Consider the following 21506-nt stretch of genomic DNA (forward strand, 5'->3'; position numbering starts at 1 on the left):
CTTATAACCTCCCGAAAGTTTTAAAACTTTCGGGAGGTTATAAGCTTTCGGAAAGATAAAAGTATATATATGATTGACTATCAAGAATTTACCGTATTTGCCTTCGCGACGTTAATGCTGAACCTAACGCCAGGTTCGGACATGATTTACGTTGCTACCCGAAGCACTTCGCAAGGGACAAAAGCAGGAATTGTTTCGGCTTTGGGGATTGCGGGAGGGTGCGTAGTCCACACATTGGCTGCCGTATTGGGGCTGTCGGTCTTGATTGCCGAATCAGCATTGGCGTTCAATATTGTGAAGTACTTGGGTGTGGCTTATCTGTGTTATTTGGGAATCATGTCGCTCAAATCGACGAGCAGTTTATCAACCGAGGGAAAAGTGGAAAACATTCCTTTGAAAAAGCTGTTTTGGCAAGGCGTTTATACCAACGTGTTGAACCCCAAAGTAGCCTTATTTTTCTTGGCTTTTTTGCCCCAATTTTCCGACCCACATTCGCCCGATTTCAAATGGCAAGTGCTGGGTTTAGGAATTTGGTTTAACTTTTCGGGAACCGTCGTCAATTGTTTGGTGGCGGTATTGTTCGGAAAAGCAGGTTCGTATTTAAACCAATTGCCCAATTTCGCCCGTATTCAAAACAAAGTAACAGGCGTGATGATGCTCGGCCTTGGGGCGTATTTGGCGTTGGCAAAACGCAGTCAATAAACTACTTTAGCTTCTCGTTTTCGTGGTGGCGCGTCGCGTCGCGTTTGGTTTTTTTGTCCAAATTTTTCTGAAAAGCCTCGGTCAAATCGACGCCAGTTTGGTTGGCCAAGCACATGAGCACCCACAAAACATCGGCCATTTCATCGGCCAAATTTTTCTCTAAATCGGATTTTTTGAACGATTGGTCACCGTAGGTACGAGCCATAATGCGGGCTAATTCTCCCACCTCTTCGGTCAAAATGGTCATGTTGGTCAATTCGCTAAAATAGCGTACCCCGTAGGTTTTAATCCACGTATCTACTTCTTGTTGTGCTTGTTCTAAAGTCATGGGAATGACGAATGTTGGAATGAATCGAATGACGAATGAGTGACCTAATCAACCAACCAAATGCGGTCGGCGTCGTAGCCTTGTTCTTTCCATTCAACCAGTACACGCTGAGAATCAAGGGTGTTGACTTTCATGCCTGTGTAATCGGGTTCAACGGGGATTTCGCGGTTGTACTGACGGTCGATGAGAACCAAAAGCTCCACTTTGCGGGGGCGACCGAAGGCTTGCATGGCGTCGAGCGCAGCGCGAACCATCCGACCCGTGGCAAGCACATCGTCAATCAAAATCACTTTTTTGCCTTCAATAACGAAGTTGATTTTGGTGGCATTGGCTTTTAAGGGTTCACGGCGACGAAAATCATCGCGGTAAAACGTAGCGTCCAAATACCCAAGTGGAATATTTGAACCCGTGATTTGGCGAAGTTCGTGGGCAACTCGTTCGGCAAAATAAATACCACGAGGCTGTAGTCCCAACAAGACAGAATCCGAAAAATCTTGGTGGTTTTCGAGCAGCTGTTGACACAGCCGACTGATCATGATTTCGAGCAAAGGGCTGCTCAGAATAAGGCGATTTTGATTCATGTGTGCTATCACATTTCGAAAAATTGATTAAAACCTTGACGTTTTAAGCCATCTTTAATGGGCTGGTCGTAGGTCCAAAATAAGCAATCTAATTGAAGAGTTAGAGCTACAAAGGGAGTGTCTTTTTCGTCAATAAGTTTGCATAGTCGATAAGCTTCTACGAAACTTCCAATCGAAATAAAATCTTCATTGATGAAGGTGATTTTCTGCAGAAGAAGATTCAAATACTCGTAGAATTCATCTTCTAATTGAGCATTATTCTTTAAAATTTTTTCTTTGTGTTTGAAAATTTCTACTATTAGAAACTTTGGAGCGTAAAACCTATATTGTTCTTGTGAAAGAACTTCTCTTATGATTGAATGTTTCAAACGCAGTGCTTTGAATACAATGTTAGTGTCGATAACAACCGCAATTTTACTCATTAATAAAACGCTCCTTGTTTTTACTCCACCAATCACTTTTGATAGTTTCACCTACTTCTTCAACCGATTGGTCAAAATCGAGTTGATGAGCTAGTTCCTCTGTTCGTAGTTTTTCCATCAAACGTAGTAACCACTCTTTATCAAACATAGATTTGTCAAGAGTAATTAAGTACTTATCGCTGCTAGTGTCTAGTTGAATCGTGGACATCGTGCTTTGTTTTTGTACAAATATAGAAATAACCCACCGTTACTCGCCCAACATTTCCAAAAACTCCGTTTCTGAAATCATTTTGACGCCCAATTTTGTGGCTTTATCGAGTTTGGAGGCACCCGCTTTTTCACCCACAATCAGGAAGTTAAGTTTTCCCGAAACCCCGCTGACAAGTTTTCCACCGTTTGCTTCAATCTTGTTTTCGAGTTGCTCGCGGCTCATGCTGGCAAACGTGCCTGAATATAAGAACGTTTTCCCTTCGAGGGTGTTTGATTCCATTACGACAGGAAGGTCGTCGGTTTCCATTTTGAGACCTGCGGCACGGAGACGCTCGATGTAGGCACGGTTTTGGTTGTCGGCAAAGTATTCTATCAAACTTTGGGCAATTTTTTCGCCGATTTCGGGTACGTTACGCAGAGCTTCCAAGTCAGCATTCATCAGTGCGTCGATGTTTTTGAAATACGCAGCCAGTTTTTCGGCCACCGTAGCACCAACAAAACGAATTCCGATGGCAAACAAAACTTGCTTGAACGAAACTTGTTTTGATTGTTCAATTCCCTTTAAAATATTTTCTACGGTCTTTTCCTTAAACCCAATGCGCTTGGTTTTTCCCGTTTCTTCGTCGGTGATGACTTTTTCCAAACCAAACAGTTTTTCGTAGGTAAGGTCATACAAATCGGCGGGGGTTTGAAGGAGTCCTTTGTCGAACAATAACTCAATTTTTCCTTCACCCAAACTATCCAAATTCATGGCTTTACGGTGAATAAAATGCTCGATTTTACCACGGATTTGGGGAGGGCAACCACGGTCGTTGGGGCAATAGTGGTTGGCTTCGCCCTCCTTGCGAATGAGCGGTGTGGCGCATTCGGGGCAGTGCGTAGGGTATTGGATGGGCGTGAGCGAGCGAGAGGCTCGTGCTGCTGTGTCCACGCCCGTAATTTTTGGAATGATTTCTCCGCCTTTTTCCACAAAAACCACATCGTTGAGCATCAGCCCAAGGCGTTCGATTTCGTTGGCATTGTGCAAAGAAGCACGTTTCACGCGGGTGCCCGATAACCAAAGCCCTTTGCCGTCTTCGTTGATATTATCCAAGTTAGCCACGGGCGTCAAAGCCCCTGTTCGCCCGACTTGGTACGAAACAAAACGCAAAACACCTGGCTTGTTTTCTGCTTTGTATTTGTAGGCAATCGCCCAGCGCGGACTTTTGGCCGTAAAGCCTAATTCACGTTGTTGGGCGAGCGAATTTACTTTGACAACAATCCCGTCCGTGGCTAAAGGAAGCGTATGACGTTTTTCTTCCCACTGGTGAATGTAGGCCAAAACGTCGTCGATGGTAGCGCATTTCTCCCACGAAGGCGACACGTTGAAGCCCCACGCTTTGAGGGCTTCGAGGCTCTCGGAATGGGTTTCAAACACGTTTTCGTCGCTCAAAAAATAATACACATAACAGTCTAATCCCCGACGAGCTGACTCCGCAGAATCTTGAAGTTTGAACGCACCCGATGCCGCATTGCGGGGGTTGGCGTAGGTTTGTTCGTCAGCCTCTTCGAGCTCTTTGTTGAGTTTTTCAAAGGACGAAATAGGCATAAAACCTTCCCCACGGACTTCAAACGCAAGGGGCAAGGGGGGAAGGGCAAAGTTGGATTTCGACTCTTGTACCTTCAACGGCATTGTTTTGATGGTTCGAACGTTGGCTGTGATGTCATCACCGCGAACACCGTCGCCACGGGTTACGCCTCGCACTAGTACGCCATTTTCGTAGGTCATACTGAGCGAAATTCCGTCGAACTTTAATTCACAAACATACTCAAAATCAGCGCCATTGAGCCCTTTTCTTACCCGCTCGTCAAAGTCGCGAAGGTCTTGCTCGTTGTACGTATTTCCCAACGAAAGCATGGGGTAGCGGTGCTCAACCGCCGCAAAATTTTTGGTGATTGTACCTCCTACGCGTTGGGTGGGAGAATCGGGGCGTTTGAGGTCGGGATATTGATTTTCGAGCGAAGCAAGCTCCTCCAGAAGTTGGTCAAACTCGTAATCGCTGATTTCAGAAACGCTATCTTGGTAATAGCGATGGTTATAAAAATTGAGGCGTTCGGTCAGTTCGTTAATGCGGTCGGCTACAGACATGGCTATGAGAATGTTTGCAATGGGATAGGCCGCGAAGTTAGAGAATCTAAACCAAAAAGCCTACCTTCTTACCATCCGTGGTGGTACAACAAAAAGCCGAATACGTACAGCCAAAGCACATCCACAAAGTGCCAATAAATGGTAATGAGTTTGATTTTAAGCTGATTGGGAGGATTGACACTAAAGACAAAAGCGTCCACGTAGCTGTGGTTTTTGATGGACTGATACACCGCCCATGCCAACACCGCAACTCCGATGAGAATGTGTAAAATATGAATGCCAGAAAGAAGGTAAATAAACCCAACGGATGGATTATTGACGGTTGAAATGCCCGCCTGAATAAGCTGCGTCCAGCCCAAGAATTGTAAAACAACAAACAAGATTCCCAAGCCAAGAGTAGTTCCAATGAAAGAACGAAACTTCGGGAATTGGTCTTTTTGTAAGGCAAGATTAGCGCCGTGCAGGGTAAAACTACTGGCAATAATAACACAGGTACTAACCCAAAAAAGCGAAGGAAGGGGCACGTCTGTCCAATGGACGCCCACTGATTTTCGCATGACATACACTCCCAACAAAATGGTAAATAAAAGCATACTTCCACCGAGTCCCAGACAAAGCATAAAATTGAAAGGTTCACGACGTTTGGTGAAACGATTTTCTTTTACGGTGGACGCTTTTGCCATGGTGTTTAATGGGTCAAGTAAAAGTCAAAAATCAAGTAAGCTCTCCATTCCAAACGGTGTAAGGGCTAAAAATGTTCTGTAAATCGGGCACTTTCTCAAAAATTCCAAATACGGTCGAACCCGAGCCTGTCATGCTGGCGTACAGAGCACCTACTTCGTACAATTGGGCTTTTATTTGAGGTAAAACGGGGTATTTTTGAAAGAGACCGTTCTCAAAATCATTCTTTACCCAATGACGCCATTCTTCGATGGGGCGTTGCAATGCTTCACGTAAATCTACCTCCGTTTTTTGGGGAACCACACCCGCGTAGGCTTCGGCGGTGGAGATGTGGAGGTTGGGATAGACCAAAACAATGCCTTTGCCTTTGAGTGAGAGCGAAATGTCTTCAAATTGGTCTCCTTTTTCAGAACAGAACTGAGGCTGGTTTTCAATAAAAAAAGCACAGTCGCTGCCCAAGCGTCGGGCGTAATTTTGGAGGGCGGTTGTAGAAAGCGCTAGTTTGAAGGTATCGTTGAGGAGTTTCAACACAAAAGCTGCATCCGAAGACCCACCACCCATACCCGCACCAATGGGCACGATTTTGAGTAAGTGCATCGCCACTGGCGGCAAATCAAAATCAGCCTTCAGCAATTCGTAGGCTTTTACACAGAGATTTTTGGCGGGGTCGCCTGGGATATCAATGCCTGAAGAACTAAAGCTAAATTCAGTGGCGCGAATGATTTCAACGACATCCGACCAACCCACGGGGTAAAAACAAGAAGCAATGTTGTGAAATCCGTCGGGGCGTTTTTCGGTGATTTGAAGCCCGATATTGATTTTGGCGTTGGCAAAGGCGACCATACTTTTAAAAGAAAAACTTCCCGAAAGTCTAGACTTTCGGGAAGTTAGGAGAAGTCTATTTAGTATAACATCCGAAACTTAATCGTTTCTTCTACGTTCTTAATTTCGTCAATGAACCCATCTTCGTAGCTTCGTTCTACGTCCATGATGACGTAACCGATTTGCTCGTTGGTTTTTAGGTATTGACCCGTGATGTTAACATTGTATTTGGCAAAAATGTTGTTGAGTTTGGCCAAAATACCTGGTACATTTTTGTGAATGTGCAATAAACGGTGCGAGCCTTTGAGGAGTGGAAGTTGCACCTCAGGGAAGTTTACGCTGCCTGTTGTGCTACCGTTATTAATGTATTCGAGTAATCGCTCAGGAACGTAGTGACCAATCCCTTCTTGGGCTTCTTCGGTACTCCCCCCAATGTGCGGAGTCAGAATCACGTTGGGCAGCCCACGAAGTTCACTTTCAAAAGGTTCGTTGTTGGTTTTGGGTTCATACGGGAATACGTCAACCCCAGCGCCCCATACTTTGCCGCTTTTGAGCGCTTCGACTAGCGCTTCGACTTCCACTACGTGGCCACGGGCAAGGTTCAAGAATACCACACCATCTTTCATTAGCTCAAACTCGCGTTTGCCGATGACGTTTTTGTTGTCTTTCCGACCGTCGATGTGCATACTTACCACGTCGGCAATGCGCAAAAGGTCGTCCAACGACTTGAGCTTTTTGGCATTTCCGATGGGCATTTTGTCAACGACATCGTAGAAATACACCTCCATACCGAGGGCTTCACCGATCACCGAAAGCTGCGTTCCGATGTGGCCATAGCCAACGAGACCCAGTTTTTTGCCGCGAACTTCAAAGCTATTGTTGGCCGATTTGTCCCATTTGCCTTCGTGCATTCCGTTGCTTTTGGTGACCACGTTACGAATGAGCATAATCATTTCGCCCACGGCCAATTCGACCACCGAACGCGTGTTGCTGTAAGGGGCATTGAAAACGGCAACTCCTTTTTCGGTAGCGGCTTTGAGGTCAATTTGGTTGGTCCCGATGCAAAAAGCACCGATGGCGATCAAACGCGGTGCATTTTCAAGAACGCGGCGCGTAACGTTTGTTTTGGAACGAATGCCCAAAATAGTAACGTCCTTGATTTTTTCGATCAATTCGTCTTCGTCCAAAGCACCTTTCAAAAACTCTACGTTAAAACCTTGTTCCTCAAATGCTTGACGAGCTACGGGGTGAACGTTTTCGAGTAAAAGAATCTTGATGCGGCTTTTTGGATATGATTGTGAACGAGGTAAATTGTTCAAAAACAAAAACTCATCCAACGACGGTACGACGTGGTCCGCTACGCTTGTTACTTTAGTCCGCTCCACGTTTTCGGTGAAGGCATAAAAACGACTTGCTACGCCCGCTTCGCGGAGTTCGTAATCGGTATAGCCATCGCCAATGACGCAGACATCGCCAGGAAGCGCCAGCGATTCGAGCAATTTTACTTTTCCTTTATCTTGCGACAACACGTTTTCGTCGTCCACGCCAATGATGTTGTCATCGGCGTCAAAACGGAACGTATTGGCATACACATTTTCTTCTTTGAGCCCTAATTCGGTAACGATAGGGACAATAAACTCCTTAAAACCACTCGAAACGATAAGAATAGCCTCGGAATAGTCGCGGAGGAACGCTCGGTTGCGAGCAAACGAATCTGACACTTTGGTACGCAAAAAATCAACCAGTGCTTCGACGTGGCTGCGATTTGCTTGAAGAAGCGAAATACGCTGGCGCAAACCTTCCGCAAACGACAATTCGCCGTTCATGGCGGCATCGGTCAAATCACGGATTTGTTGAACTACTTTTTCGCGGTTGGGATTGCCCGCGAGGGCAATGTTAGCCAATTCGTCCAGACCTTCGACTTGCGTAAACGTGCTGTCGAAATCAATGACGTAATAGGTTTGTTCAATCGTGTTGGTGAGCATTCTGCAAAAATTTATTGAAATTGTATCGGCGGGTGCTGAAACGAATTTATGTTTCAGCACACAAATTTACCGTTCCTTTTTGGCATTTTTGCAAACTTGTCAAAAAATGGAAGGTTCTTTTAGAACTTTGTTAATAAGTTGGCAGAAAAAATCCATGAAAATACTTCATACCGCCGATTGGCACTTAGGCAAACGACTTGAGCAATTTTCGAGACTTGACGAACAAAAAGAGGTCTTGAATGAAATTTGTGAAATAGCAGAGCGTGAAGCTGTGGACGCAGTCGTAATAGCAGGCGACTTGTTTGATAATTTTAGCCCTTCCTCGGAAGCAATGGAGCTTTTATATAGTACGCTACATCGCCTGTCTAACTTTGGAAGTAGGGCGGTAATAGCCATTGCAGGAAACCACGACTCACCTGAACGAATTGACGCACCAGATGCGTTGGCAAAAGTTTCAGGGATAATTTTTGTTGGATTTCCCAACGCACAAATTCGCCCTTTTGAAACTAAAAACGGCATTAAAGTTACTAAAACGGATGTTGGTTTTGTCGAATTGCAACTTCCTGCCTTAGCTTCTCCTTTACGGCTTATTCTCACGCCTTATGCCAATGAAATTCGTCTAAAGACGTTTTTGGGCGTTGAAAAAGCGGAGGAAAATTTACGCCAAATGTTACAGCAACATTGGCAACAATTGGCCGATGCACATTGCGACGACAGGGGTGTAAATATGCTCGTTACGCATTTATACGTCATGCGTCAAGACGATCCTACTCCGCCTGAAGAACCAGACGACGAACGACCCATTTTACATATCGGTGGCGCACAGGCAATTTATACCGAAAATTTCCCTGCCCAAATTCAATATGTGGCATTGGGACATTTGCATCGTTATCAGACGGTGAGCAAGCAGCCGTGCCCCATTATATATAGTAGTAGTCCGTTGGCGTATAGTTTTGCAGAAGCGAATCAAACAAAATATGTGGTGATTATTGAGGCCGAGGCTGGAACGCCTGTTGCTTACCGTCAAGTGGCGTTGACTTCTGGTAAAAAGCTACTTAGGGGGCGTTTTGAACAAGTGGACGAGGCACTTGCATGGCTAGATGAAAATCAGGATGCGCTGGTAGAACTTACCATTGTGACAGATAACTTTTTGGAGTCGTCGGATAAAAAACGACTTATGGAAGCCCATGCAGGCTTAATGCCGATTATCCCCGAAATTCGTACTAAAACTAGCGCAACCAGCAGTGATACCACCCGCGAACTCCTACAGCAAGAGGGACGAGGAATGGAAGAATTGTTTATCAATTATTTCAAAAATAGTAAAGAAGGAAAAGGTCAAGCTCCCAATGAATCACTTTTGGGGGTATTTAAGGAGATTTTAGCACTCGACGAAGACGACAATATATGATACCCATTAAACTGATTTTACAAGGAATTCAATCGTATCGAGAACGCCAAGAAATTGATTTTACGCAGCTTACGGAGGCAAAGTTGTTTGGAATCTTTGGCAAAGTCGGTAGTGGAAAATCGACGATTCTGGAAGCCATAACGTTTGTGCTTTATGGTGATAGTGAGCGACTTAATAGTCGCGAAAATCGTAGCTATAATTTGATGAACTTGCGTTCAGAAAAGTTGTTTATTGATTTGGTTTTTCGGACGGGACGGGACCAAACAGAATATCGGTTTGTGGCAGAAGGCAAACGAAGTGGTAAGCACTTTGACCAAGTGAAAATCGAAAGGAAAGCTTTTCAATGGATGCCTGAACTGGAAGATTGGGCGCCTATTGCCGCCGAAAATCCAGCCGAAAAAATCATTGGCCTAAGTTACGAAAACTTCAAACGGACGGTTATCATCCCGCAAGGACGTTTTCAAGAGTTTATTGAGCTTCGCGACGCCGACCGAACTCGTATGATGAAGGAGCTTTTTCAGCTCGAACGTTTTGAACTTTCGGAACGTGTAAAGCGGCTTCTAAACAAGACCGAAAGCGAGTGGCAACACGTGGAAGGCCAACGAAAAGCGATTGGCGATGTGACCCAAGAAATGTATGAACAAACGAAATTGGATCTTCAAAATGCGCATGGGTTATTGGCACAACACAAAGAACAGCTTGACCAAAAACAAAGGGAAGAAAAAACGATAGAGGCATTGATAAAACTCTTCAATCGCTTGGTAGATGTAGAAGGGGAAATCAAAAAATTAGAAGAACAAACTGAAAGATTTCAGAATCGACGTGTGCGACTTCAGCAATACGAACGCTGTCAGTTGGAGTTTAAGCCTTTATTGGACAAAAAAAACGATGTAATAAAACAAATCAATCGTGAAGTACAGGCACAAGTACAGATTCAAAATCAGATTGATACTGCTGAAAAAGCCCTGATTATCAATCAAAATGAAGTTGAAAAATTGCGACCAAGCTACGAAAAACGCCAAGATAGTCAGGTCGAAATTGAGGATTTACGAATAATTATCCATACCAAAAAGGCAGAAGCCGAACGTACCAAGCTTCTGAAGCGGATGGAGGATGGAAGGCAAAAGCTAGTACTTCGACAAAGCGCCCTTTTGGAACGTAAAACGCAGTATGAAACGCTCAAAAAACAGCGTGTCGGCCTACGAGAAGTGCTTCCTGATGTGGCACAATTGTTGGAAATCAAGGCTTGGTTTGATAAAAAAGAAGCCCTGCTCAAGGACAAAGAAAACTTGCGAGCGAGGGCCGATGAATTGGTAAAAAAAGAAAGCGGTGTCGCTGAAACAAAATTGGGCTTGTTTACAGACGAACTGCAAACCTTGATAGAGAAACCTGTAGATGGTCAAACATTTGACGCAATTTATGAAAGTATTGAAGCGGCACGCCTAAAATTGCAGAAGGAAGCTGAGGCATTAAATCCAGATATTTTACACCTCAACACCCAAAAAGCGCTGCAACAATACGCAGGTGCTTTGCAAGAGGGCGAACCTTGCCCACTGTGCGGAGCGGTGCATCATCCACATATTTTGACTGCCGAAACCAATTTTAACGGCTTGATTCATCAGTTGCAACAACGCCAGGAACAGCTTAAAAACACGGCTTCGCAGACATTGGGGCAGTTGGAAAAACAACTTCGTAAGGTAGAAAAAGAGCTCACCTCAATTCAATCCCAAAAGTTAGAAGTAAGGCAAAATTGGGAGCGTAAAACAGAAGAAATTCGCCTTCACGAAACCCAATTTAGTTGGCCAACTTTTGAGAATACAGATCGAAAACCTATAGATGTGGCACTTGAGCTGGCGAAAAAGACGCAAGAACAGTTGGCTTTGGTAGATAAACAACTGGATGTTGAGGAACAAGGTATTCAAAAAGATGAAACCGAACTGAAAGAAAAATATGAAAAACCCATTGAAGAGTTTGGGCAGAAAGTGGCAGCTTTTGATGGGGCTATTCAGCAGTCAATTAGTCAGCTGAAGGTTTTGGAGGTTCAGCAGTTTGTATCGGTTGAAGTAGCGGGCCTCGAAAATCAAGCGGATAAACAAGCCCAAGAATTGCAAAACGTGGTGCTGAAATTTGAGGAGTTTGATAAAAAAATAAGACAACTACAACAAGAAATTGGACCACTTACGGGGCAGTTGACAAGCTCAAAAACGAACCTCGAAAATTTTCAAACTGAGGCAAAAAAAGCCGAGAGTCGTATCGTTGAAGCCCTTGAAAGGTATCAATATGAGTCCGAAACCATTGTTCTGGAAGTGTTAGGTTGGCAGTTAGACCTAGCGCAAGAACGTGAATTGATTGCTGCATTTGACCAAAACTTGTTTGCTTTTCGCAAAGAAAGAGAAGATTTGCTGCAAGTAGCTAGTGCTCAAACGATTGACCAAGAAAGGTACAAGCAATTATTAACGGAGATAGAAGAACATCAACAAACGATTGAAAGATGGACAAGAGAGCAGGGGCGTTTGGTCGATTTAGAGAAAACCCAAGCTTTACAACTACAAAAACAGGCCGAACTACTTGATCAGAAAGCTAAACTTGAACTCCGCCAAGCAGACCTCAAAACACTTGAAAAATTATTTAAAGCGAGTGGTTTTGTTAATTATGTCTCATCGGTATATCTTCAAAATCTGTGCAATCAAGCCAATGACCGTTTTCATCGCATGACACGCCAACAATTGCAGTTGGAGGTAAATGAAAATAATAATTTTCAGGTGCGCGATTTGCTGAATGATGGTCGAACGAGGGCTTTGAATACCTTATCGGGAGGGCAGAAGTTTCAGGCTGCCTTGTCGCTTGCCTTGGCGTTGGCAGATAACGTAAATACCCAAATTGAAGCCAAAGAAAATTTCTTTTTCTTAGACGAAGGTTTTGGCTCGTTGGATAAAGAGTCGTTACAAACGGTCTTTGATACGCTAAAATCATTGCGTAAAGAAAACCGCGTCGTGGGAGTTATTTCGCACGTAGAGGACTTGCAGCAGGAGATAGATTGTTACTTGAGGGTAACAAACGACGAAGAAAGAGGAAGTTTATTAACGCTTTTGTGAGCATAGCGCTGACAAATTGTGGGGTGATAGTTATCAAGCCCCACAGCACTTTTTGTATTTTTTCCCGCTGCCACAAGGGCAATCATCATTACGATTGATGGCAATGGTTTTTCCTGAAAGATAAAACCACTGATTGTGTTCTTTCACAAAGAGCGAGTGTTCGTAATGCACTCGACTCTTGTTGCTTTCGTCGATATACAGCGCTTGGAAAGTTACTTCTCCTTGCGAATCGAGCGCCGAACCTTTGGCAGTTGAGATAATTTTTAACCCTTTCCACTGCGACTCTTTGGCCCATTGCTCGATAGAGGCTTTATCAAACTGAGCACGTTTGCTCAAATGAGTGGTTGCAATCAGGTAATCGCTGGTGACGACGCAGTATGCCGAATAGCGTGATTTCATCAGCTCCAAGGCAGTGGTAGCGGGACGTTTTCCTGCTATAATGCTCCCACAACATTCGTCGAAGGGAAGAGAGGCGCCACAGAAACAGGTTGTTGTCATTTTTAGCTAAGAGTTTTAGAAATGTATATAGGGTTTTGAGAAACCCTACGTTTGGATATGAGTACCCAAACACACGAGTGTGCGTATCCAAACACACGTTTATGAGTACCCAAACACACGAGTGTGCCCGCGGTTACTGATAACCGCGGTTGAGGTTTCTCAAAACCTCGATTACAAACAGGGTTTTGAGAAACCCTGCGTTTGGATATGAGTATCCAAACGCACGAGTGTGCCTGCGGTTACTGATAACCGCGGTTGAGGTTTCTCAAAACCTCGATTACGGAACAGGGTTTTGAGAAACCCTGCGTTTGGATATGAGTATCCAAATGCACGTGTGTGAGTACCCAAACACACAAAAAAGCGGCTCAGAGCCGCTTTTTTGTGCTATTATTATTGCCAAAAAGGGCTAGTCAATCAATCTAAACAGACGATTCCAGCGGATTTTGGTTAAGATAGACTTTGGATTTGGGTCTATCGACATCCAAATGAAGACCGCTTTTCCAACGATGTGGTCGGCAGGAACAAAGCCCCAAAAACGCGAGTCCGCTGATTCGTAGCGGTTGTCGCCCATCATGAAGTAATAGTCCTGTTTGAAGGTATAACTCGTAATGGCTTTTCCGTCAATGCTGACTTTACCTTTATCAAGCGTTACTTTCTCTGGGTCGTTATGATCAAAATACTTGATAACATACCCATATTTAGTGACGTTGGCCGAATCAAGTTGAATAGTTAACCCCTCTTTAGGCACTTGCATAGGTCCCCAAAAATCAGGATTTTGCTTCGCAGCGGCTGGGAAAAGTCCCATTTCAGGAGCAGAGGCAGCATACTGACTAACGTGTGTCACAGAGCGGATAAAGCTGTGTTTTTTCAAATCGTCCACAGTTTGGGGTGTGGTACGGATTTGATACACAAAATGGTTAGGTTTGGTCGTATCCCCAGGAAACGTACCATAATCCCGAATATCTTCATTTTCAAAAAAACGATCATCCAGCAAATCACTTGATTCCAAACGGTACATCAACTGAGCTTGCGGAGGCGTTTCTCCTTCTTTACCATTGATATAAACCAACCCATTTTTAACTTCTACCACGTCGCCTGCTACCGCAATACAACGTTTGATGAAGTTGGTACGCAAGTCAACGGGGAAATTTTTATAACCTCCATTCCCAACGAGCGGGTCTTCAAACGGTTCTTCTGGGTCGCCAGGATAGTTGAAAACAACCACGTCGTTGCGTTTGACCGATGTGAAGCTTGGAAGGCGAAACATCGGGAGTTGAATTAAAGTAGAAAACGAGGGAATATTGGTTCCCCAAATGGTTTGGTGCGTAAGCGGTACTTGGAGTGGCGTACCGGGCGTCCGCGCTCCGTAGTGGAGTTTACTTACAAACAAAAAGTCGCCAATGAGCAAGCTTTTTTCCATGGATGACGACGGAATGGTGTACGCTTCCAATAGTAACCAACGAATAAGGGTAGCTGCTACTACAGCAAAAACGACCGAGTCGAGCCATTCTCTAAGGGCCGATTTTTTAGGTTTGGGTTGAGACATAAAAACAATTCTTATTGTAAACAAAAAACTATTCTCCTAGCAGCTCATCCATGCCAAACACGCCTTCGCGGGGAGCCAGCCATTCGGCCGCAACGACCGCGCCGAGGGCAAACCCTTGGCGATTGTGGGCGGTGTGTTTGATTTCGATGCTATCTACTTCAGAATCGTAGCGAATAATATGAGTACCAGGAACTTCTCCTTCGCGCAAAGATAGAATGGGGATTTGATTTTCGGTGCCCTCTTCGGTATTTACCCATTCCGTTTTGTTGGAAAGCTGTTGAATTAAGCCTTCTGCCAACGTGATGGCCGTTCCACTTGGGGCATCCAACTTATGAATGTGGTGGATTTCGGTGGTGTGCACCGAATACTGCGAATAGGGAGCGATGAGTTTGGCTAACTGCTTGTTGAGGCGGAAAAACAAATTAACCCCGATGCTGTAATTTGACGCGTAGAAAAATGCCGCTTTGTTTTCGATGCACAGTTGCTCAATTTCGGGGCGGTGGTGCAGCCAGCCTGTGGTTCCACATACGGTTGGCAAGCCTTTACTCATGCACCATTTAAGGTTTTCGTAGGCCGCTTCGGGGGCACTAAATTCGATGACGGCATCCACGTTGTCGCGGCTAAAAGTCGCTAGTTCGTGGCGGTTAGAGATGTCAATTTTTCCAATTACTTGGTGGCCACGGCTCAGGACGATTTGTTCAATCACTTTGCCCATTTTACCGTAACCTAAAAGAAGAATATTCATAATTTATGTTTTGCAATACGTAATTTATTTGATAGGAACGACAACTTTTACCCCATATACTTGGCCCGTAAAAGAGTTGTTGTAAGTATCAGGCTCAAACCGAAAAGACAAATCTTCCGACATATCAAACGTTTTGAGGTGAGCCGACACGTTGGCTTCCACGGCTGCCAGCGCCCAAACACCCACTACCAACAAAAAATTGAGGTCCCGATAGCGGCGGTAAAAATCTTTCCCTTGGGTAATACGGTCAAGGGTGAGGGTACGTGTTTGGTTTTGGCTTCGCAAAAACACCTCCGCTTCCGTTCGCAGCTGTTTACCCGTGGTTAGATCATAGCTAAAGTAATACGGCCACAAAAAATCTTGGTAACGAATATGATAAAACCGTATAAAATAAACAACGGCTCCTAAGCCTCCATATACAAAAGGCATTTTCCAATATTGGCGGTTGTATGCTTGCCCCAGCCCAGGAAACATCAATGAATAGTAGGCGGCTTTGCGCGGACTATGTTTCTTTAAAGCAGCGTCGTTCAATGAACTTTTTGCAAGACTGCTTTTGCTCACTTTTTTATTTTTGAGCGAATCCAGTACCGTCGAATCAGCGGCCAAGGAGGATACTGCCTTTGATAGACGCTTTTGCAGGGAGTCTGTTGCTGTTTGTTGCGCCTTCACCACCATTACTCCCGACCATAGCCACAAACTGAAAAAAATCCCTAGTGTTCTCAAGGTTCAAACTTTAAAACGTCTAAAATACGATCCAATTCTTCTTGGGAGGTAAATGGAATTTTAATTTCACCTTTTTGTTTGTCATCGGTTTTGATAGAAACCTTTGAACCAAAAAACGATGAAAGTTTAAATTGCAAGGAGCGCAGTTCTTGTTTCAACAGAGTCGGCTTGCGGTCTTTGTTGGTATCGTCGGGGTCGAGTTTAAGTGCCTGAACGGCTTCCTCTACCTTTCGGACAGACCAAGCTTCTTCAATCGTTTTACGGAATATTTTGAGCTGTGTCTCAGGGTTTTCGATGTTGATAATCGCCCGTGCGTGCCCCATCGTGATTTGATCGTCGCGCAAGGCTGCTTGAATCAACGGGGGAAGTTTGAGCAAACGAATGTAGTTGTTGACCGTCGTGCGATTTTTACCTACTCGTTCTCCGAGTTCTTCTTGTTTCAGTCCACAATCCGAAATCAGGCGCTGATAACTGAGGGCAATTTCGATGGCGTTTAGGTTTTCGCGCTGAATGTTTTCAATCAATGCCATTTCCAACATTTGTTGGTCATTGGCCGTACGAACGTAAGTCGGGATGTGGGTAAGTCCAGCAAGTTTGGATGCTTGTAAACGCCGTTCTCCCGAAATCAATTGATAGCGATCCTTCCCGATTTGCCGTACCGTAATCGGTTGAATAATTCCCTGAATACGAATCGATTCGGCCAATTCATTGAGCGCTTCTTCATCGAATCGGGTACGAGGTTGATAGGGATTTGTTTCAATGTGATCGACCGAAACTTCGTTCATCATGCTCACACCTTCGTGAGGCAACGGGCTTGAAGAACGATTGACGTTGTCGCTGTCTTGGAGTAAAGCACCCAAACCACGACCAAGTCCTGTCATTTTTTTGGGTGCAGCTTTTCCGACATTTTCCATGTGCTAGAATTGTATGTTTTTAGATAGATTTTTGGAAAAAATCTACTGTGTATTCAAATTGGTGTCAATTACAGCGCTCTACGGCTGGTAGGTTCGTCTTGCTCTAGCAAGCCGTTTTTGTTCAAAACCTCACGAGCAAGGTTTAAGTAACTAATCGCTCCTTTACTGTCCGAATCCTGCGCAATGGTAGGTACACCATAACTTGGCGACTCACTCAAACGGATATTGCGTGGAATGATGGTGTTGAAAACCATATGCTTAAAGTGAGCAGTAACTTCATTTACTACCTGATTGGATAGACGCACCCGCATGTCGTACATGGTCAACAAAATCCCCTCAATCGTCAAACTGGTATTCAAACGAGTCTGGATGATTTTGATGGTATTCAGGAGTTTGCCTAAACCCTCAAGGGCAAAGTACTCGCATTGTACGGGGACAATCACCGAGTCAGCCGCCGTAAGGCTGTTGATGGTAATCAAACCCAACGAAGGCGAACAGTCGATGATGATAAAGTCGTACTCTTCTTTGATGGGCCATAGGGCCTCTTTCATTTTTTCTTCCCGACTTTTGAGATTAATCATCTCAATTTCAGCCCCTACGAGGTCGATGTGCGAGGGCAACAAGTATAGGTTTTCAAAGTTGGTTTCCACAATGGCTTGTTGTGGTATGACTCCCTCTACCATACACTCATAGATACTGTACTCAATCTCTTTGGGGTTGAAGCCCAAACCTGACGTAGAGTTGGCCTGTGGGTCGGCATCTACAATCAGCGTTTTGAAATCTAATACAGCCAAACTCGCTGCCAAGTTGATGGCTGTGGTGGTTTTGCCAACTCCACCTTTTTGGTTGGCTATTGCTATGATTTTTCCCATTGTTATTAGGTTTACCGCCTTCAAATATCCGTCTTTATTCCCAATAACCCAAACTGTTCCACGTAAAAAATGTTAAATGTTTCACGGTTTGGTACTTTTCGACCAAGTTTTAAACTAAAAACAAGGCAAAACCTGCGCAGTAGGCAGGTACTAGGAGGGGCATAGGCATGTTATGAAATAATGAAATTTTGGTTTGGAGCATGGTGATCTGTGGGTTAGCCTAAAAGTAGAAATAAGCAAACGCGACTTTAGTTCAAGTATATACGCGACACATAGGCTTAACCATTCATAACCAATGAAGTACTTATTGATTTTGTCGGCGGCGGCGACTGTGACATTGGCCGCTTTTTCGGGAGATACACACCGTAAGCCTGAGCGGATTTTTGACGGCAAAAGTTTTAAAGGCTGGGAAGGCGATACCCTAAAAACGTGGCGAATTGAGCAGGGGGCGTTGGTGGGTGGTTCTTTGCAAACAAAGGTGCCAAACAACGATTTTTTATGTACAAAACGGAGTTATTCTGACTTTGTTTTAAAGGCTAAATTTAAACTGGTGGGCACCGAAGGCTTCATCAATTCGGGGGTGCAGTTTCGGAGCAAACGACTTACCAATCCGTCGTATGAAATGGAAGGATACCAAGCCGATTTGGGTGATAAATATTGGGGAAGCCTCTATGATGAATCGCGGCGGAATAAAACGCTGGCGGGAAAACCCGCCGAAGAAGTGGCTAAATTGCTCAAACCTAACGACTGGAACGATTACGAAATTAGAGCGGATAAACGCCATATCGTTCTTAAAATCAATGGAGTAACGACCGTGGATTATACCGAACCTGATACTAATATTCCGCAGTCGGGTCTCATTGGCCTTCAAATTCACGGGGGAGGAAAGGCGCTGGTTTATTTTAAAGACATCTTTATCGAAGAACTGAAATAGGGACGTGTGAGAGGCAAAAATTGCAAAGGGCAAGTTGGCAAATAAGCAAAAGGCAAAAACAATTAACTGTGCGCAAGCACTTAGTAACCAAAGACCTAAACCTAACACTCGAATGGACAAACGAACATTTCTCAAAACCTCATCTATTCTTTTAACAGGTAGTATGCTATCTAATTTGATGTCGTGTAAAAAAGCAGATCCGCGCACCAATTGGGCGGGAAATTTGACGTACAGTACGGATAATCTACACATTCCAAAAAACGTGGAAGAGTTGCAGGAAGCGATTAAAAAGTGTAAAAAAGTACGAGCACTGGGCACGAAACACTGCTTTAATACCATTGCCGATAGTAAAGAAAACCAAATCTCGACCGAGGCTTTTAACAAAATCATTGGTTTGGATAAAGAAAAAAATACGGTAACGGTAGAGGCTGGCATTAAGTACGGAGAAATGTGTAAGTATTTGGATGATAATGGCTTTGCTCTTCATAACTTGGCCTCTTTGCCGCATATTTCGGTGGCGGGTGCGTGTGCTACTTCCACGCACGGCTCGGGTATCAAAAACGGCAGTTTGGCGACCGCCGTTTCTGCCATTGAGTTTGTGAATGGCAAAGGAGAGGTAGTTTCATTGAGTCGTGAAAAAGACGGAGAAGAATTTGGAGCGGCGGTTGTAAACGTTGGGGCTTTGGGCATTGCGACCAAAATTACGCTCGATGTTCAGCCAACGTTTAAAATGAAACAGGTGGTGTATCAAAATTTGCCCATGTCGGCCTTGGAGAAAAATTTTGAAGCCATCATGTCGGGCGGGTATAGCGTGAGTTTGTTTACCGATTGGCGCAATAAAAACGTAAGTGAGGTATGGGTAAAGAGTAAGGCTGAGGACATGAAAGAAGTAGCTCCTGAGTTTTACGGGGCGAAATTAGCTACCAAAAACTTGCACCCAATTGAAGCCCTAGACCCCGTTAATTGTACAGACCAAATGGGGGTAGAAGGCCCTTGGTACGAGCGTATGCCTCACTTCAAAATGGGTTTTACGCCCAGCAGCGGCAAAGAGCTACAGTCGGAGTATTTTGTGGCTTTTGAGTACGCGTATGAAGGATTTATGGCCATTGAAAAATTAAACGAAAAAGTAGCTCCCCACTTGTTTATTACTGAGGTCAGAGCCATTGCGGCGGATGAGTTACCGATGAGTCCATTTTACAAAAAAACGTGCGTAGCTTTCCATTTTACGTGGAAACAAGAAGTGGAGGCGGTAATGGCGCTTTTGCCCGAAATCGAAGAAGCGTTAGCACCCTTTGCACCTCGTCCTCATTGGGGCAAAATTTTTACCCTAAAACCTGCTGTATTGCAATCGCGCATTGAGAAACTGGCCGATTTTAAAAAAATAATGGAAAAACACGACCCCGAAGGCAAATTTCGGAATGAGTTTATTGATACCAATCTTTTTGGAAGTTAGGTAAACAGCCCTCTTAAATACGTTGTTTATTAAGTTTCTTTATAATTTACCCGCAGATTTACGCTGAATCTAAAACCGCAGATAACCGCAGATTTTGGGTGATTCATTCGGCTAATGAGCTTATCTGCGCCAATCCGCGTTGAATTTTAATTTGCGTTTATCTGCGGGATAAAAAATATCATACTACTTTTCAAACAAGGTATTAAATGAGGTGATAGAAAGCAAGTAAGACTTTTATTTTCGGAAAAATATGGGGCATCCAAAACAAGGAAGAACCTATTTGATAATAGGTCGGAAACAAAAAGCAACCAATGGCGCAGAAGGTGAGTCCGTTTAGAAAATGAGGAAGTGTCTCGGTTTTAGAAAGATACACGATTGCAAATAACAATAACACAAAACCGTAGGCATAACTTCTGGAAAAATCTAAGACCAAGCTGCCAGCGGCTATTACACCCAGTGCGCTAAACATAAACAGCAGCAGGTATAGCCAATCTTTTTTAGCAACCATACCCACAACCGCGCCGATAAGAAGCAACCAAGCACATTCGTAGGTTACGGTCAGGCCCATTGGAAACGAATTGTACTGATTTGCGTCAAAGCCCAGCATTGATTTGTCGGTTCGCATTCCCAAAGATGACATGACGTAAAGTCTCAAAACAATAAATAGAAAGATACCAATCACCACCGCCCAAGTAGCACGGTAGCGTTTGAACGAAAATACGTCGCTGAGGGCGACTTTTTGGGCATTGCTCTCTTGCCAAAACCACCACAAAACCGCCGCGCTACTGCCAATGACGGCGCGTTCATCGACAAAGCCACCGAGGACAATGCCAAGAACAATCAACAATGGATTGCGGAAATTAACGATGACTAAAAGTAAGAGATAGCCAAGCGGGTCGTGGTAGAAAAAATCAAAAAAAGTCCATTTGGTGACGAATAAATTGGCAAACATAAACGTAGCCAAGACACTTGCGGTGGAGCTTAGGTGCTTAGAAAGGAATCGAATTAACAAAACAACGAACAAAATCCCGACGACAAATTGGATACCAACATAGTGTTTTGCCTTTAGCCCTACTGTGTGAAGGGCAACAGGAATGAGCGGGCGAAAAACCCGTTTTTTGAAGTGAGACTGGTCGCCTTCACTGAGTACTTTTCCCGTAAACAAATGCTCGGGTAGGTTCTGAAATGGATGGGTGCCAATCCAATCAATTACTTCAAACCGAGCCGCAAGGCGTTGTCCTCCTGTGTCCATTTTTACCAGTGCCTGATAATCAGGGAAAGAGGTAAACAAGATGTACAAAACCGTAAAGACAGCAAGCTTGGTTTTCCAATAAGGGCTATTGGTAAAGGTTGCTAACCAGTTGAAAAGTTTGTTGCTCCAAAAATTCCAGAAAGTAAGGGCCATGACGTAAAAGGTAAGAGGGCGCAAAGATAGCTAATAACACAAAAAAGGCGTCAG

20 protein-coding genes are annotated in these 21506 nt (G+C 44.3%); 5 read left to right on the forward strand and 15 right to left on the reverse strand.

Annotated elements, in window-relative coordinates; all coding sequences use genetic code 11:
* Positions 1 to 69: 69 nt before the first annotated feature.
* Complete coding sequence (locus FHS57_RS25535; RefSeq protein WP_183978693.1) at positions 70 to 702, forward strand: LysE family translocator; 633 nt, start codon at positions 70 to 72, stop codon at positions 700 to 702.
* 1 nt (position 703) lies between these two features.
* Here the strand turns inward: FHS57_RS25535 and FHS57_RS25540 are convergent, their stop codons facing one another.
* The 8 genes from FHS57_RS25540 to serA all read right to left on the reverse strand — a co-directional run bounded on the left by FHS57_RS25540 (position 704) and on the right by serA (position 7859).
* Positions 704 to 1030 carry a nucleotide pyrophosphohydrolase gene (locus FHS57_RS25540; protein WP_122929734.1) on the reverse strand — a complete coding sequence of 109 codons (327 nt, stop codon included), beginning with the start codon at positions 1028 to 1030 and terminating at the stop codon, positions 704 to 706.
* Between the two features lie 44 nt (positions 1031 to 1074).
* The gene (pyrR, locus tag FHS57_RS25545; RefSeq protein ID WP_028522211.1) at positions 1075 to 1611 is read right to left on the reverse strand and encodes a bifunctional pyr operon transcriptional regulator/uracil phosphoribosyltransferase PyrR; all 537 of its coding nucleotides are present in this window, start codon (positions 1609 to 1611) and stop codon (positions 1075 to 1077) included.
* Positions 1612 to 1619: 8 nt separating this feature from the next.
* A complete protein-coding gene (locus tag FHS57_RS25550) occupies positions 1620 to 2033 on the reverse strand; it encodes a PIN domain-containing protein (RefSeq protein WP_122929736.1) in 414 nt (137 codons plus the stop codon).
* On the reverse strand, positions 2026 to 2241 hold the full coding sequence (locus FHS57_RS25555) for a hypothetical protein (RefSeq protein WP_183978695.1): 216 nt from the start codon (positions 2239 to 2241) through the stop codon (positions 2026 to 2028). Before FHS57_RS25555 ends, FHS57_RS25550 begins: the two co-directional genes overlap by 8 nt.
* Before the next feature lie 39 nt (positions 2242 to 2280).
* Positions 2281 to 4371 (reverse strand): NAD-dependent DNA ligase LigA, encoded by a 2091-nt coding sequence (ligA, locus tag FHS57_RS25560; RefSeq protein WP_183978697.1) that lies wholly within the window; start codon positions 4369 to 4371, stop codon positions 2281 to 2283.
* Positions 4372 to 4439: 68 nt separating this feature from the next.
* A complete protein-coding gene (locus FHS57_RS25565; protein WP_183978698.1) occupies positions 4440 to 5054 on the reverse strand; it encodes a cytochrome c oxidase subunit 3 in 615 nt (204 codons plus the stop codon).
* 31 nt (positions 5055 to 5085) lie between these two features.
* Entirely contained in the window at positions 5086 to 5895 is an 810-nt protein-coding gene (gene ispE, locus FHS57_RS25570) for a 4-(cytidine 5'-diphospho)-2-C-methyl-D-erythritol kinase (RefSeq protein WP_183978700.1), read from the reverse strand.
* A 59-nt stretch (positions 5896 to 5954) separates the two neighbouring features.
* Positions 5955 to 7859, reverse strand: coding sequence for a phosphoglycerate dehydrogenase (gene serA, locus FHS57_RS25575; RefSeq protein WP_183978702.1), 1905 nt, complete (start codon positions 7857 to 7859; stop codon positions 5955 to 5957).
* A 154-nt stretch (positions 7860 to 8013) separates the two neighbouring features.
* On the opposite strand from serA, the gene FHS57_RS25580 reads away from it, so the two are divergent.
* Positions 8014 to 9267 carry a metallophosphoesterase family protein gene (locus FHS57_RS25580; RefSeq protein ID WP_183978704.1) on the forward strand — a complete coding sequence of 418 codons (1254 nt, stop codon included), beginning with the start codon at positions 8014 to 8016 and terminating at the stop codon, positions 9265 to 9267.
* Entirely contained in the window at positions 9264 to 12362 is a 3099-nt protein-coding gene (locus FHS57_RS25585; protein WP_183978706.1) for an AAA family ATPase, read from the forward strand. The genes FHS57_RS25580 and FHS57_RS25585 overlap by 4 nt, the downstream gene beginning before the upstream one ends.
* A 33-nt stretch (positions 12363 to 12395) precedes the next feature.
* On the opposite strand, the gene FHS57_RS25590 is transcribed toward FHS57_RS25585, so the two are convergent.
* The 6 genes from FHS57_RS25590 to FHS57_RS25615 form a co-directional block, all read right to left on the reverse strand.
* Positions 12396 to 12860: a YchJ family protein gene (locus FHS57_RS25590; protein WP_183978708.1), complete on the reverse strand. Its 465-nt coding sequence runs from the start codon at positions 12858 to 12860 to the stop codon at positions 12396 to 12398.
* A 406-nt stretch (positions 12861 to 13266) separates the two neighbouring features.
* Positions 13267 to 14406, reverse strand: coding sequence for a signal peptidase I (gene lepB / locus FHS57_RS25595; protein ID WP_183978710.1), 1140 nt, complete (start codon positions 14404 to 14406; stop codon positions 13267 to 13269).
* 28 nt (positions 14407 to 14434) lie between these two features.
* A complete protein-coding gene (gene dapB / locus FHS57_RS25600) occupies positions 14435 to 15151 on the reverse strand; it encodes a 4-hydroxy-tetrahydrodipicolinate reductase (RefSeq protein WP_183978712.1) in 717 nt (238 codons plus the stop codon).
* Positions 15152 to 15175: 24 nt separating this feature from the next.
* On the reverse strand, positions 15176 to 15874 hold the full coding sequence (locus FHS57_RS25605; protein WP_183978714.1) for a DUF5683 domain-containing protein: 699 nt from the start codon (positions 15872 to 15874) through the stop codon (positions 15176 to 15178).
* A complete protein-coding gene (locus FHS57_RS25610) occupies positions 15871 to 16788 on the reverse strand; it encodes a ParB/RepB/Spo0J family partition protein (protein ID WP_183978716.1) in 918 nt (305 codons plus the stop codon). Before FHS57_RS25610 ends, FHS57_RS25605 begins: the two co-directional genes overlap by 4 nt.
* Positions 16789 to 16856: 68 nt before the next feature.
* Complete coding sequence (locus tag FHS57_RS25615; RefSeq protein ID WP_028522222.1) at positions 16857 to 17660, reverse strand: ParA family protein; 804 nt, start codon at positions 17658 to 17660, stop codon at positions 16857 to 16859.
* A gap of 295 nt (positions 17661 to 17955) precedes the next feature.
* On the opposite strand from FHS57_RS25615, the gene FHS57_RS25620 reads away from it, so the two are divergent.
* Together FHS57_RS25620 and FHS57_RS25625 are read left to right on the forward strand one after the other, a co-directional pair.
* Positions 17956 to 18594, forward strand: coding sequence for a 3-keto-disaccharide hydrolase (locus FHS57_RS25620; RefSeq protein WP_183978718.1), 639 nt, complete (start codon positions 17956 to 17958; stop codon positions 18592 to 18594).
* 112 nt (positions 18595 to 18706) lie between these two features.
* Positions 18707 to 20047, forward strand: a complete 1341-nt coding sequence (locus tag FHS57_RS25625) for an FAD-binding protein (protein WP_183978720.1) — start codon at positions 18707 to 18709, stop codon at positions 20045 to 20047.
* 202 nt (positions 20048 to 20249) lie between these two features.
* On the opposite strand, the gene FHS57_RS25630 is transcribed toward FHS57_RS25625, so the two are convergent.
* A complete protein-coding gene (locus tag FHS57_RS25630; protein ID WP_183978722.1) occupies positions 20250 to 21452 on the reverse strand; it encodes a hypothetical protein in 1203 nt (400 codons plus the stop codon).
* Positions 21453 to 21506: the final 54 nt, after the last annotated feature.

The sequence above is a fragment of the Runella defluvii genome (assembly GCF_014195535.1).
GTDB classification, from domain to species: Bacteria; Bacteroidota; Bacteroidia; order Cytophagales; family Spirosomataceae; genus Runella; species Runella defluvii.